General features: G+C 70.5%; 12 protein-coding genes. 9 read left to right on the top strand and 3 right to left on the bottom strand.

Annotation, left to right across the window (positions count from 1 at the left end):
• Both sdhA and ACZ7L5_RS39160 read left to right on the top strand, forming a co-directional pair.
• Positions 1–1755 (top strand): succinate dehydrogenase flavoprotein subunit, encoded by a 1755-nt coding sequence (sdhA, locus tag ACZ7L5_RS39165; RefSeq protein ID WP_362385077.1) that lies wholly within the window; start codon positions 1–3, stop codon positions 1753–1755.
• The gene (locus tag ACZ7L5_RS39160; protein ID WP_328879759.1) at positions 1755–2516 is read left to right on the top strand and encodes a succinate dehydrogenase iron-sulfur subunit; all 762 of its coding nucleotides are present in this window, start codon (positions 1755–1757) and stop codon (positions 2514–2516) included. Before sdhA ends, ACZ7L5_RS39160 begins: the two co-directional genes overlap by 1 nt.
• Before the next feature lie 97 nt (positions 2517–2613).
• Here the strand turns inward: ACZ7L5_RS39160 and ACZ7L5_RS39155 are convergent, their stop codons facing one another.
• Positions 2614–5058, bottom strand: coding sequence for a DUF4132 domain-containing protein (locus ACZ7L5_RS39155; protein ID WP_471523168.1), 2445 nt, complete (start codon positions 5056–5058; stop codon positions 2614–2616).
• A complete protein-coding gene (locus ACZ7L5_RS39150; protein WP_471523166.1) occupies positions 5058–5450 on the bottom strand; it encodes a hypothetical protein in 393 nt (130 codons plus the stop codon). Before ACZ7L5_RS39150 ends, ACZ7L5_RS39155 begins: the two co-directional genes overlap by 1 nt.
• 68 nt (positions 5451–5518) lie before the next feature.
• On the opposite strand from ACZ7L5_RS39150, the gene ACZ7L5_RS39145 reads away from it, so the two are divergent.
• The 5 genes from ACZ7L5_RS39145 to ACZ7L5_RS39125 all read left to right on the top strand — a co-directional run bounded on the left by ACZ7L5_RS39145 (position 5519) and on the right by ACZ7L5_RS39125 (position 9134).
• Positions 5519–5929, top strand: coding sequence for a VOC family protein (locus ACZ7L5_RS39145; protein ID WP_363043205.1), 411 nt, complete (start codon positions 5519–5521; stop codon positions 5927–5929).
• Positions 5930–6116: 187 nt separating this feature from the next.
• Positions 6117–6524 carry a hypothetical protein gene (locus tag ACZ7L5_RS39140; RefSeq protein ID WP_328879763.1) on the top strand — a complete coding sequence of 136 codons (408 nt, stop codon included), beginning with the start codon at positions 6117–6119 and terminating at the stop codon, positions 6522–6524.
• 61 nt (positions 6525–6585) lie between these two features.
• Entirely contained in the window at positions 6586–7062 is a 477-nt protein-coding gene (locus ACZ7L5_RS39135) for a thiol-disulfide oxidoreductase DCC family protein (RefSeq protein WP_471523296.1), read from the top strand.
• A gap of 196 nt (positions 7063–7258) precedes the next feature.
• Entirely contained in the window at positions 7259–8275 is a 1017-nt protein-coding gene (locus tag ACZ7L5_RS39130) for a trypsin-like serine peptidase (protein WP_471523163.1), read from the top strand.
• A gap of 37 nt (positions 8276–8312) precedes the next feature.
• On the top strand, positions 8313–9134 hold the full coding sequence (locus ACZ7L5_RS39125; protein ID WP_471523161.1) for a TetR/AcrR family transcriptional regulator: 822 nt from the start codon (positions 8313–8315) through the stop codon (positions 9132–9134).
• Positions 9135–9152: 18 nt separating this feature from the next.
• On the opposite strand, the gene ACZ7L5_RS39120 is transcribed toward ACZ7L5_RS39125, so the two are convergent.
• Complete coding sequence (locus ACZ7L5_RS39120) at positions 9153–11597, bottom strand: MMPL family transporter (protein ID WP_471523294.1); 2445 nt, start codon at positions 11595–11597, stop codon at positions 9153–9155.
• A gap of 165 nt (positions 11598–11762) precedes the next feature.
• On the opposite strand from ACZ7L5_RS39120, the gene ACZ7L5_RS39115 reads away from it, so the two are divergent.
• A complete protein-coding gene (locus ACZ7L5_RS39115) occupies positions 11763–12452 on the top strand; it encodes a response regulator transcription factor (protein ID WP_383237288.1) in 690 nt (229 codons plus the stop codon).
• The gene (locus ACZ7L5_RS39110) at positions 12449–13906 is read left to right on the top strand and encodes a sensor histidine kinase (RefSeq protein WP_471523158.1); all 1458 of its coding nucleotides are present in this window, start codon (positions 12449–12451) and stop codon (positions 13904–13906) included. Before ACZ7L5_RS39115 ends, ACZ7L5_RS39110 begins: the two co-directional genes overlap by 4 nt.

Here is a 13906-nt window from a genome sequence, read left to right as displayed (position 1 = left end):
ATGAAGATCCACAAGTACGACACCGTCATCGTCGGCGCCGGTGGCGCCGGTATGCGCGCGGCCATCGAGTCGACGAAGCGCAGCCGTACCGCCGTGCTGACGAAGCTCTACCCGACCCGCTCCCACACGGGCGCAGCGCAGGGCGGCATGGCCGCAGCGCTCGCCAACGTGGAGGAGGACAACTGGGAGTGGCACACCTTCGACACGGTCAAGGGCGGTGACTACCTGGTCGACCAGGACGCCGCCGAGATCCTGGCGAAGGAGGCCATCGACTCGGTCCTCGACCTGGAGAAGATGGGCCTGCCGTTCAACCGCACCCCGAACGGCACCATCGACCAGCGCCGCTTCGGCGGTCACAGCCGTAACCACGGCGAGGCCCCGGTCCGCCGGTCCTGCTACGCGGCCGACCGCACCGGCCACATGATCCTCCAGACGCTGTACCAGAACTGCGTCAAGGAGGGCGTGGAGTTCTTCAACGAGTTCTACGTCCTCGACCAGCTGATCACCGAGGTGGACGGCGTCAAGCGGTCCGCCGGTGTGGTCGCCTACGAACTGGCGACCGGCGAGATCCACGTCTTCCAGGCGAAGGCCGTGATCTACGCGTCCGGCGGCACCGGCAAGTTCTTCAAGGTGACGTCGAACGCGCACACGCTGACCGGCGACGGCCAGGCGGCGGTCTACCGTCGCGGCCTCCCGCTGGAGGACATGGAGTTCTTCCAGTTCCACCCGACCGGCATCTGGCGCATGGGCATCCTGCTGACGGAGGGCGCCCGTGGTGAGGGCGGCATCCTCCGCAACAAGGACGGCGAGCGCTTCATGGAGAAGTACGCGCCGGTCATGAAGGACCTCGCGTCCCGAGACGTCGTCTCGCGCTCCATCTACACGGAGATCCGCGAGGGCCGTGGCTGTGGTCCCGAGGGCGACCACGTCTACCTGGACCTCACGCACCTCCCGCCGGAGCAGCTGGACGCGAAGCTGCCCGACATCACGGAGTTCGCGCGCACGTACCTCGGTATCGAGCCGTACACGGACCCGATCCCGATCCAGCCCACCGCGCACTACGCGATGGGCGGCATCCCGACGAACGTCGAGGGTGAGGTCCTGAGCGACAACACGACGGTGGTCCCGGGTCTGTACGCGGCCGGCGAGGTCGCCTGCGTGTCCGTCCACGGCGCGAACCGGCTGGGCACGAACAGCCTCCTGGACATCAACGTGTTCGGGCGCCGGGCCGGCATCGCCGCGGCGGAGTACAGCCAGAAGGCGGACTACGTCGAGCTGCCGGAGAACCCGGCGGAGCTGGTGGTCAGCCAGGTGGAGCGCCTGCGCACCTCGACCGGCACCGAGCGGGTGGCCACGCTCCGCAAGGAGCTGCAGGAGACCATGGACGCCAACGTCATGGTGTTCCGGACCGAGCAGACGATCAAGACGGCGGTCGAGAAGATCGCGGAGCTGCGCGAGCGCTACAAGAACGTCTCGATCCAGGACAAGGGCAAGCGGTTCAACACGGACCTGCTGGAGGCCATCGAGCTCGGCAACCTCCTGGACCTCGCCGAGGTCATGGCGGTTTCGGCCCTGGCCCGCAAGGAGTCCCGCGGCGGTCACTACCGCGAGGACTACCCGAACCGCGACGACGTCAACTTCATGCGCCACACCATGGCGTACCGCGAGGTCGGCGACGACGGCACGGAGTCCATTCGTCTCGACTACAAGCCGGTCGTCCAGACCCGCTACCAGCCGATGGAGCGTAAGTACTGATGGCAACCCCCGTTATGGACAAGGTCGAGGCGGAGTCCGCGGACTCCCCGTACATCACGGTCACGTTCCGGGTCCGCCGCTTCAACCCGGAAGTCTCCGCAGAGGCTGTGTGGGAAGACTTCGAGCTGGAGATCGACCCGAAGGAGCGCGTCCTCGACGGCCTCCACAAGATCAAGTGGGAAATCGACGGCACGCTGACCTTCCGCCGCTCGTGCGCCCACGGCATCTGCGGCTCGGACGCGATGCGGATCAACGGCAAGAACCGTCTCGCCTGCAAGACGCTGATCAAGGACATCAACCCCGAGAAGCCGATCACGGTCGAGCCCATCAAGGGCTTGACGGTGCTGAAGGACCTCGTGGTCGACATGGAGCCGTTCTTCCAGGCGTACCGCGACGTCATGCCCTTCCTCATCACGAAGGACACGAACGAGCCGACGCGCGAGCGCTTCCAGACGGCGGAGGACCGGGAACGCTTCGACGACACGACGAAGTGCATCCTCTGCGCCGCCTGCACGTCCTCGTGCCCGGTGTTCTGGAACGACGGCCAGTACTTCGGCCCCGCCGCCATCGTCAACGCGCACCGCTTCATCTTCGACTCGCGCGACGAGGCCGGCGAGCAGCGCCTGGAGATCCTCAACGACAAGGACGGCGTGTGGCGCTGCCGCACGACGTTCAACTGCACGGACGCGTGCCCGCGCGGCATTGAGGTCACGAAGGCGATCGCGGAGGTCAAGAAGGCGCTGATCACTCGGCGCTTCTGACCCTCCCAGGTCCACATCAGGGCCCCGTTTCCGTCACTTCGGGAACGGGGCCCTCTGGTGTTTTCGGCTGGGTCGCGCTGCTGCTGAAAGGAATGGCCTACAGCTGGCTCAGGATCGTCGGATCCGTGATGCTCCCGTCGTCCGCCAGCATGACCGCCTTGCTGAGGATGACGCCGAGCATGCGATCGCCCTCGTACGGCAGGTAACCCCCCTGCGGCGCCGAAGGGTTGGACTTCGGGACGATGCAGAGGTATTGGTCGTTCGGGCGGTCGCCCTTCACGTGCAGGAAGCGGCCCTCGATCGTGCAGCGGTCGGCGATGGCCAGTCTCGGGACCAGGCGTTCCAGCAGGGCCCGGCGGGTCTCGGCGCTCGCGCCCAGTTCGCCGAAGCCGTAAGACGTCCAGTACTCGCGGAAGCGGCCGCCGGGGCCGCCGTCCTGCCAGGTCGGGTCGTTACCGACGCTCGCCACGCCGACGAACAGGTCGACGTCGCGTAGGACTTCGGAGAGGACCAGGGGCGGGACGTCGGTCAGGGGCAGCGGGTCGACCGGGTCCGCGCCGTCGCGCAGCCACATGCGGTACTCGCCGCCGTCGCAGTGCGCCCAGTTCTGCGGGGCGTCGATCGGGTAGAAGCGGACCTGGTCGGTGCGCAGGCGCAGGAAGCTGCCGGAGTCGGTGATGTCCTCGTAGTGCTCGCCGCCGTCGCCCTCGATCCAGTACTCGGCGCGCAGCCCCCATTGGGGCAGCTGCCGGACGGCCGGCGGTGCCTCGTCGTCGACGGCCAGGCGCAGCTTGTTGTTCCAGCCACGGATCGCCGCCAGCGAGTGGAACTGGTGCTGGCGAAGGAAGTGCGCGGCGAAGCGGTTGGAGTACGTCCCCGTCGCGCGCTCGGCGTCCGTGAGCAGGTACACCTCGCGGTGGGCCTGCTTGAAGGGCTGGGTGGTGCCGTGCCGCTCCAGCCAGTCCCGCCAGGCGACTATCTCGGCGGGCTCGTGGCCGACCGGGTGCCACAGCTCGACGCGGCTGCCCTCGGTCACCGGTGCGTCGGCCAGGGTCCGCAGCTCGCCGTCGGCGTACCCGACGGTCGTGCCGTCGACCGTCCAGAGCAGGCGGCGGGCGAGTGTGCCGACCAGAGGGTGGTCGAGGTAGCGCTCGCGCCAGGCGGCGTACGACCAGGTGCGCCGCGACAGGAACTGGCGGTCCAGGCGCTCGCTCTGGGCCGACAGCATCTTGTCGATGTCCTTGACCGCGGCCTTCAGCTCCTTGAGCTCCTCGGCATGGTCACGGCGTACGGCGGCGGGGACGCTCTTGACGGCCTTGCCGCCCGCGTTGTGCCAGCTCAACACCGCCTTGGCACCGCGGACTTCGAGCAGCGCCGTGACCTCGCCGAGCCGGTGCTCCGCGCGGCCGACCTCTGTCAGGCCGTACCCCGGTACGGCCAGTTCCTCGATCTCCTCCCGGCTCAGGCCCATCGCCTCCGCGCGCGCGTCCAGAGCGGTGTTGAGGACCTTGAGCGTGCCCTTGAAGGTGACGCGGGCGGCCAGGCGGGCGAGTTCGGCGAGGGCCGGCTCGGCGTCGATGCGGCCCAGCGCGAGGACGGCGGCGTTGGCGGCCTTGGGGTTCACCGGTCCGAGGCCTGCGACCTTGCGCAGGGCGGTCTCGACGAGAGCGCCCAGGGTGCGGGCGGTCTCCGGGTGTGCGGGCAGGAGGGAGAGCAGCCAGGCGAGGCCGCGCAGGGCGTCGGCGTTGTACGGGTCGTAGGTGGCGTTGGGGTTCGGGCCATAGTGCGGTTCGAGCAGGAGGCCGGTGCGCGGCCTGCCCGCGAGCCGCAGCCAGGACAGCAGCCGCTCCCGCACCTCGTCGGCGTCGAGTGCCGCGATCAGGGCCCGGCCGGTCCGGTCCCACTTCGCGGACGGGCGGGCGCTGGTCGCCGTGGCCGCGTGGGCGAGCAGTCGCCGCCAGTCGTCGCCGAGCTCGGCCACCTCCTTGAGGGCCCGGTCGGACCAGGTCTCGCCCGGATTCACCGGCGGTCCGTCGAGCCGTGCGACCAGGTCCCCCAGGCGCTTCTTGCCGTTCCACACCGTCAGATACGAGCGGCGGATCACGGCGACGAACTCGCCGGACAGTTCCCGCCCGTCGGCGAGTTCCTGATCGGCGAGCCGGATCAGCCCGCTCGAGTCGTGATGCACGTCCTGGTCGGCGAACAGGCCGATCAGCGCGGCGCGTGTGGCGGGCGGCTGTCCCTCGGCGGCGGCCCGCAGCATCCGGAAGCTGTTGAGCAGGTCCACGATGTGGCGGCGCCCGGCCGCGCCGGGCTCCAGCTCGTGGTACCGGGCGGCCAGCCCGTGCAGGAGCCGCGCCTGGAAGGCGGTGTCCGCGGCATGGATCGCCTCGGCGACGTCGTGGCCGTCGCGGCGCCACTTGCCGTCGGTCATCTCGAACAGCCCGAGCAGTTCGGGGACGAGCCGCTCGGCGTCCTCGGCCTCGATCAGGTCGAGGGCCTCGCCGACCAGCGCCGCGTGTTCCGGCGTCGAAGCGGCCATCAGCCACCCACCAGCGCCACGAGCTTCAGGAACGTGATCTCGGTGCCGAGCCCGAGCTCGATCTCGTCGTCGAGCTCGGTGAGCTGACGGTCGCCGACCAGCACAAGGAATCCATTGCCGGCGAAGGCCTTGAGCGCCTGCTCGGTCTGCGCTTCGGGGTCCATCCGGCGGCGGGTGCGCACCGCATAGCCGTTCAGCACGCGCTCCGTGTCCTGCGGCTGCACCAGGCCCTGGAAGACCTCCGGCGTGCGCGCGTTGTACTCGGCGACCTCCTGGAACACCCGGCGCCGGATCAACTCGCGCACGGTGAGCCGCTCCTCGGCGATCTCGATCCCCCAGCCGTCGCTGCGGCCCCCGCTTGTCGTCTCGTCGACGAACGTCACGATTCCCATGACGCCGACAGTACGAGCCGGCACTGACAATCACCGGTTCCGGCCGATCATCGCCTTACCCTGACGGTATGTCAGATGACGAGTCGTACGAACTGCTCGGGTTCGACAACGTGCTGCTGCCGGTCGGCGACCTCGGCGAGGCCCTCGCGTTCTACGAGCGCGCCGGGTTCGCCGTCGGGTTCCGGCTCGACGAGGCCGGGATCGCAGGACTGAAGGTCGGAGGCGAGACGCCCGGGATCCTGCTCCGCACGGAGGAGGGGCTGGGATACCGGCAGCCGACCTGGCCCACCACGCGCGTGTGGCTGGAGGTGCCGGACGCGCGTGCGGCGGGGCGGGCGCTGACCGCGGCCGGCATGGTGCTGCTCGACGAGCCCGCCTCCGTGGCCACCGGCTGGACCGTCGAGATCGCCGACCCCTGGGGGAACGTCGTCGGGTTCACGGACTACACCAAGCGGCCGATGCTCGGGCGCAGGCCCTGACCGACGTCACGGCGGGCCGACGGACTCCCTGCCGGACGCCCGCCGTCGGCGTGACACAGGCGCGCGACACATGCGCGCGACGCAGGGCGTGACGCAGGCCTCACGCAATCGAGTTGAACACGTTCAAAGACAGCTCTAGAGTCTTCACTGTCAGCATTTTGAACGTGTTCAAGGAGGGGGAGGCGTCATGGACCGCACGGTCATCGCCTACGTCATCTACCTGGTCGTCAGCATCGCCCTGACCATCTGGGTGGCCCGCACGCTCAGCCGCAACGGACGGATCTTCCTCGCCGACGTGCTGCGCGGGAACGAGAAGCTCGCCGACGCCGTGAACCACCTGCTGGTGGTCGGCTTCTACCTCGTCAACCTCGGCTTCGTCGCCCTGTACCTGAGCGACGACGACACCGTCGTGAACATCCGCGGGGTCTTCGAGGCCCTGTCGACCAAGCTCGGCGTGGTGCTCCTGGTGCTCGGCGTGATGCACCTGGGCAACGTCTACGTGCTCAACAAGATCCGGCGGCGCGGGGTCATGGAGCGGGAGCAGACGCCGCCGGTCGCACCGCAGGACTGGGTCGCTCCGCCGGCCGGGGCGTGAGCGGATGCCCGGCGAGGCGACCGGCAGGACGGACGCGGTGGCGGACCGCGTCGCGACCGACATGCCCGGTACTCCGGTCCGCCGCCTGACCGTCCTCTACGACGCCCAGTGCTCCCTGTGCACCTTCCTGCACGACTGGCTCGTGCGGCAGCCCCAGCTGGTGCCGCTGGACTTCGTGGCCGCCGGGTCCGACGAGGCCCGGCGGCGCTACCCCGGGCTCGACCACAGCGCCACCCTCGCCGAGATCACCGTGGTCGGCGACGCGGGGCAGGTCTACCGGGGCGGCGCCGCCTGGATCGTCACCCTGTGGGCCCTGCGCGAGCACCGGCCGCTCGCGCATCGCCTCAGCACTCCGTCGGGGGCACGGCTCGCCAAGGGGGCCGTACTCGCCGCCGCCAAGTGGCGAGGGGCGCAGTGGGACGCGACACGCCAGGGCGGGCGTACCTATCGGCGCACGGACGGGTGGTCGTACGACACGAGCCGGGGCTGGACGTACGCGCCGCCGGGCTGCGAGAGCGGCACCTGCGCCACGGGATGAGGCGGGCACCGAGCGAGCCCAACTCGTCCTGAACGGCACGTTTTGGGTCACCGATTTGGCATGCACCCTTCCAAAACCGGCCCGGGGTTGGCACTCTGCGTCCCGGTTCACCACTGCGCACTCGCACCGACTGTCTGTCGTCCGCCGGGCGGCGCCCATCGGGCCGCCCGGTCCCCCCATCGCAGAAGGAGTACGCGTGAGAGGCATACCCCGCGTCACCCGCATACCCCGCCCCCTCCTCGGCGCCCTGGTCGGCGTCACCGCGCTGCTCACCGCCGGCGCCCTCGCCACACCCGCGGGCGCCGCGCCGAGGCCGGACACCCCGGCCGACGTCCGCTCGGTCTCGGCAGGCGCGCAGCAGCAGGCCCGTGAGTACTGGACATCGGAACGGATGCGCGCGGCCGCCCCGCTCGACCTGGTGACCGTGAACGGACACACAGACGGCGGCTCGGCGCCCCGCAAGGGCAGGGCGACGACCATCGCGCCCACCACCCCGGCCGACCGCACCGCCTCCGACATCGGCATCCTGGCCTTCCCGAACGGCGGCGGCCAGTGGACCGGCGGCGGAGCGGTCGTATCCACCGCGGGCCGCGTGTTCTTCACCTACCAGGGACGTACGGCGTCCTGCTCCGGCAACGCCGTCACCAGCGCCAACAAGAGCACCGTGATCACGGCGGGCCACTGCGTGAAGCTGGAGGGCGCCTGGCACACCAACTGGGTCTTCGTGCCCGGCTACCACGACGGCCAGGCCCCCCATGGCCGCTGGACCGCGTCGAAGACCCTGTCCACCCCGCAGTGGACGGCGAGCGAGGACATTAACTACGACGTCGGCGCGGCGGTCGTCGCACCGCTGGACGGCAAGCTGCTCACCGACGTCGTCGGCGGACAGGGACTGGCCTTCAACACCGGCTACAACCTGCGCATGTACGCGTTCGGCTTCCCGGCCGCCGCCCCGTACGACGGCGAGAAGTTCATCTACTGCAGCGGCAACACCAACCGGGACTTCCTGCTGTCCGACGACCACGGTATGAACTGCAACATGACCGGCGGCTCCAGCGGCGGCCCCTGGTTCACGCAGTTCAACGAGGCCACGGGCACCGGCCTGCTGTCCTCGGTGAACAGCTTCAAGTACAACTTCCTGCCGAACCGGATGTACGGCCCGCACTTCGGCGCCGACGCCCAGAACCTCTACCAGGCGGCACAGGCCTCCTGACCGGCGGCCGAAACGCCACTCGTTAGGCTCTCCTTCCGTGCCCTCGAAGAACGACAGCCCTGAACAGGGCGATGCGCCCAGCAAGTCCGAGCAGACCCGTGCGCTCATCCTGGAGACGGCCATGCGGCTGTTCCAGGAGCGCGGCTACGACAAGACGACGATGCGGGCGATCGCCCAGGAGGCCGGGGTCTCCGTCGGCAACGCGTACTACTACTTCGCGGGCAAGGAACACCTGATCCAGGGCTTCTACGACCGGATCGCCGCCGAGCACCGAGCGGCGGTCCGGGACGTCCTGGCCCGCGAGACCGACCTGGAGGCGCGGCTCGCGGGCGTGCTGAAGGTGTGGCTGGACATCGCCACGCCGTACCACGAGTTCGCGGTGCAGTTCTTCAAGAACGCCGCCGATCCCGACAGCCCGCTCAGCCCGTTCTCCGCCGAGTCGGAGCACGCGCGCGAGGAGGCCATCGGCCTCCACCGGCAGGTGCTTGCGGGCTCGGCGAAGACCAAGGTGGCCGAGGAGCTCCGGGACGTACTGCCCGAGATGATGTGGCTCGGCCAGATGGGGCTCGTCCTGTACTGGATCTTCGACCGGACCGAGGGGCGCGAGCGCAGTTATCGGCTGGCCGAGCGGTCCGCCCGGCTGACCGCCCGGGGTGTGGCGCTGGCGCGCTTCCGGGTGCTGCGGCCGCTGGTGCGCGACGTGCACGAGCTGTTCACGGACTTCCTGCCCGGCATGACGAACGCGCTGCCGGACCCGGCGAAGGACAGGACGAAGGACAGGACGAAGGGCAAGACGCAGGGCAGAACGCAGAGCAGGACGCAGGGCGAAGAGGCGCCCGCCGAGGACGAGCGCCCCTGAAGCCTTCTTCCGCGCCGGTCAGTTGACGCCGCCCCCGCGCGGCGCGGCGTCCACCTCGCCCTCCGCCAGCTCGACGTCGTGCACGAGCGGCCCGTCCGTCACGACGACCTGCCCCGCCCGCGACCCGTACGACGGGGCGGTCGTCGCCAGCAGATACGCCCCCGGCGCCGGCACGGACACGATGTACGAGCCGTCCGCAAGCGACGTCACCCGGTCCACCTGGCGCCCACCCTTCGTCAGCAGCGTCACCGCCGCCCCGTCGACCGGCTCACCGTCGGCGGTGCGGACGTAGCCGTGCACGACCGAGGTCCGGCCCGCCGCGGCCGGCTCCTCCTCGGCCGCAGGCGCCGCCGCCTCCTCCTTCGGCTCGACCGCCAGGTGCGGCAGCCGCTTCTCCAGCCAGTCCGGCAGCCACCAGTTGGACGTGCCGAGCAGGTGCATCGCGGCCGGCACCAGGGCCGTACGCAGGATGAACGCGTCCAGCGCGACGGCGGCGGCGAGGCCGATGCCCGCCATCGCGCCCTCCATGTCGCCGCTGAGCACGAACGCGCTGAACACGCAGATCATGATCAGGGCGGCCGAGTTGATGACCCGGCTGGTCTCCGCGAGGCCGACGCGGACCGCGCGCGCGTTGTCCTTCGTGTGCACCCACTCCTCGTGCATCCGGCTCACCAGGAACACCTGGTAGTCCATGGAGAGACCGAACAGCAGGGACAGCATGATGACCGGCAGGAACGACGTGATCGGGCCCTCCTTGCCGACGCCGATCAGCTCGGTGCCCCAGCCCCACTGGAAGATCGCCACCAGGACGCCGAAGGACGCCGCCGCGGCGATGAGGTTCATCAGGGCGGCTGTCAGCGGCACCACCAGCGATCGGAAGGCCACCATCAGCAGCAGGAAGCCGAGCGCGATGATCGTCGCGACGAAGTACGGCAGGCGATCACCGGTCACCGAGGCGAAGTCCTTGAAGACCGCGGTCACTCCGCCGACATGGGCCTCGGCCCCGGACTGCGGGATCACGTCGTCGCGCAGGCGGTCGATCAGCCGGTCCGTCTGCTCGGACTGGGGTGATGTGGTCGGTACGACCTGGATGACCGTGACGCCGTTCGCGGGCGGGACGGCGGCCACCTGGGCGACGCCCTCGGTCGCCCGGATGCCGTCGACCAGGCCGGCGGGCGCGTTGCCGTCGACGACCACCTGGAGCGGGCCGTTGACGCCGGGCCCGAAGCCCTCGGCGAGCAGGTCGTAGGCCTGCCGGGTGGTGGTCGACTCCTGGTGGTTGCCCTGGTCGGTGGCGCCGAGACGGAGCGACAGCACGGGGATCGCCAGGACCGCCATGACCACGACGGCCAGCGCCGCGAGCCGACGCGGGCGCCTTTGGACGTACGCCGACCAGCGCGCCGCGAGGCCGCTCGCCTCCTCCGGCTCCGGTCCCGCGGCGGCGAGCATGCGCCGCTGACGGCGGCTGAGGACGCGCATGCCGAGCAGGCCGAGAAGGGCGGGCAGCAGGGTGATCGCGGCCAGCACGCTCAGGACGACTGTCAGGGAGGTCGCGACGACCACGCCGTCCAGGAACCGCATGTTCATCACCAGCATGCCGGCGAGCGCGATGCACACCGTGCCGCCCGCGAACAGCACCGCACGGCCGGACGTGTTGAGGGCCGTCACCGCCGACTCCTCCGGCTTCATCCCGCGCAGGATGCCGCGCCGGTGCCGGGTGACGATGAACAGGGCGTAGTCGATGCCGACGCCGAGGCCGATCAACGAGCCGAGCAGCGGGGCCACTTCGGGCACATCCGTGACATGGCTGAGCAGCATCGTCCCGATCAGGCCGGTGCCGACGCCCGCGAGCGCCACGACGATCGGCAGCAGCATCGCGAAGAGCGAGCCGAACGCGAGGAACAGCACGACCGAGGCGGCGAGGATGCCGACCGCCTCCGCCGTGCCCTGCGGCGGTTCCTGAGTGCGAGCGATCGCCTGGCCGCCCAGCTCGACCTGGAGTCCGTCGCGTTCGGCGGCCTGCGCCGTGTCGACGACGTCCTCGATCAGCTCCTTCGGGATGGCGTTCGCCTGCTCGGTGAAGGTGATCTGTGCGTACGCGATCCGCCCGTCCCGGCTGATCTGCGCGGCCCCCTGCGCCGCGTACGGGTCGGTGACCTCACCGACCCCCTTCATCCGCCCGATCTCCTCCAGCGCGGGCTCGATCCGGGACCGTACGGACTCGTCCCGGACGCTCGCCCCGCCCTCCCCGTCGACCTTCCACACCACTGTGTCGGTGTCGCCCGCGCGCTCCGGGAAGGCCTTCTCCATCAGGTCGTACGCGGTGGTGGAGTCCGTGTTCGGGAGGGAGAAGACGTTCGCGTAGTTCGTGCCCGCGGCCGAACTCGCCGCTCCCAGGCCGAACAGTGCCCCCAACCACAGCAACAGGACCACCAGCCGGTGCCGATAGCACCACCGTGCCAATGCCGCCACGCTCAACGCTCCTTATTCGGTTCGGTCGGTCCCCCAGGTCCTGGGCAACAGGATTGGCGGCGCCGCGCGTGCGTGGCAGGCAATGGCCATGACTCTCAAGGAACTCCAAAGCGGCCGGCCCACCCGACTGTCAGTGGGGCCGCCGATACTGGGGGCATGACGACGGCTTCCGGCACCGTGCTGATCGTGGAGGACGAGGAGAGCATCGCGGACGTCCTCGCGATCGCCCTGCGCTACCACCGCTTCGAGGTCATGACCGCGGGCACGGTCCGCGAGGCGCTCACGCTGGTCGAGCGCACCTGCCCCGACGCGGCGCTGCTCGACGTCATGCTCCCGGACGGGGACGGCCGGGCACTCGGGCGTGAACTGCGCGAGCGGCGCCCCGACCTGGCGCTCGTCTTCCTCACCGCGCGCGACTCCCCCGCCGAGATCGTCGGCGCCCTCGGCTTCGGCGACGACTACATCACCAAGCCGTTCAACATCGACGAGGTCATCGCCCGCGTCACGGCGGTGCTGCGCCGCACCCGCCCGGCCGACGTCCTGCCGCAGCGCCCACCCCTGCGGTACGGCGACCTGGAGCTGGACGAGACGACCTACTCCGTGCGCCGCGCGGGCCGCACCGTCGAACTCACCCCGACCGAGTACGCCCTGCTGCGCTTCCTGGTGCGCAACGGCGGCCGGATCGTGCCCAAGGAGCAACTCCTGCGCCACGTCTGGCAGTACGAGCACACGCCGCCCGAGTCGACCGTCGTGGAGACCTACATCAGCTATCTGCGGCGCAAGCTGGACACCCTGGGACCGCCGGTGATCACCACCCGGCGCGGCGTCGGATACGGGCTGGCATGAGGCTCGCCGGGATCCTCGACGTCTGCCGCCGGCGCGGCATCCACTCGCTGCGCGGCAAGCTGACGCTGGCGAACGTCGCGCTGCTGGCCGTCGGCATCGTCGTGGCGACCGCGGTCAGCCTGATGACCGCGCGGTTCTACCTGCTCGACAAGGTGGACACCGAACTCCAGGGGGCGCGGACCGCCCTGCGGAACGCCGGGTTCACCCTGCGGCAGATCGAGTCGCTGAGCGAACTGGGCATCGCGCTGGACAGGTTCAACGGCGGCGGAGCCACGGACACCGATCCGCTGCCGAGCCCGAGCATGGTGTACGTCGCGGTCGGCTCCGGCGGGAAGCCGGTGGCCCTGGGCCCCTTGCAGCCGACGCCCCGGCAGCAGGCCCTCGCCGCCGCCGCGAAGGACCCGGTCGCGTTCGCCGCCGACGAGGAGCCACGGGACGTACGGGTCGAGGGTGACCGGCACCGGATGGTCGGCGCACGGCTGTCGGACGGCACCGTCGTGCTGATCGCCATGCCGACCGAGGGCCTGCACGAGGGCATGGGCAAGGCACTGCGGATGGACCTCGCCGTCGGTGCCCTGCTGCTCGCCCTGCTCGGCTGTCTGACGATGTTCAGCGTGCGCCGCCGGATGCGCCCGCTGGAGGACATGGTGGAGACGTCGTCGGCGATCGCCGAGGGCGATCTGACCCGGCGCGTCCCCTCCAGCCGCGACCCGACCCTGGAGGTCGAACAGCTCCGGGTCGCCCTCAACTCCATGCTCCACCAGGTCGAGTCGGCCTACCGCACGCGCGAGCGCAGCACGGCCCAGCTGCGCCGGTTCGTCGGCGACGCCTCGCACGAACTGCGCACCCCGCTGTCCGCGATACGCGGCTACCTCCAGCTGTATGACAAAGGGATGCTCACCGACCCGGCCGAGCGCAGACGGGCCTGGGACCGGATGAACGGCGAGGTCGACCGCATGGGGCGCCTCGTCGACGAGCTGCTCACCCTGGCCCGCCTCGACCAGCGGCCCGAACTGCGCCTGCGCAACGTCGACTTGAGTCGCCTCGTGCGCGAGGCCGCCGAGGACCTGCGGGTGCAGCAACCGGAGCGGCCCATCGCCGTCGACGCCGACGGCACGCTGCTCGTGCACGCCGACGAGTCGGGGCTGCGGCAGGTGCTGGGCAACCTGCTGAGCAACGTCCGCACGCACACGCCGGCCGGTGTGCCGGTGCGGCTGGGGGTGGAGCGTGAGGACCGGGTCGTACGGCTGTGTGTCGCGGACAAGGGGCCGGGGCTGTGCGAGGAGGACGCGGCCCGTGTCTTCGACCGGTTCTTCCGGGCCGGCGGGGGCGCGGGCAGCGGGCTGGGGATGGCGATCGTGCAGGGGGTGGTGGAGGCGCACTGCGGGGAGGTCGCGGTGCGGACCGCGCCGGGTGAGGGGCTGGCGGTGACGGTCACACTGCCCTCGCGGTGA

The sequence above is a fragment of the Streptomyces sp. NPDC107528 genome (assembly GCF_055639295.1).
The sequence above is the reverse complement of the archived record's forward strand: the minus strand, read 5'-3'. Positions and strand labels throughout refer to the sequence as shown.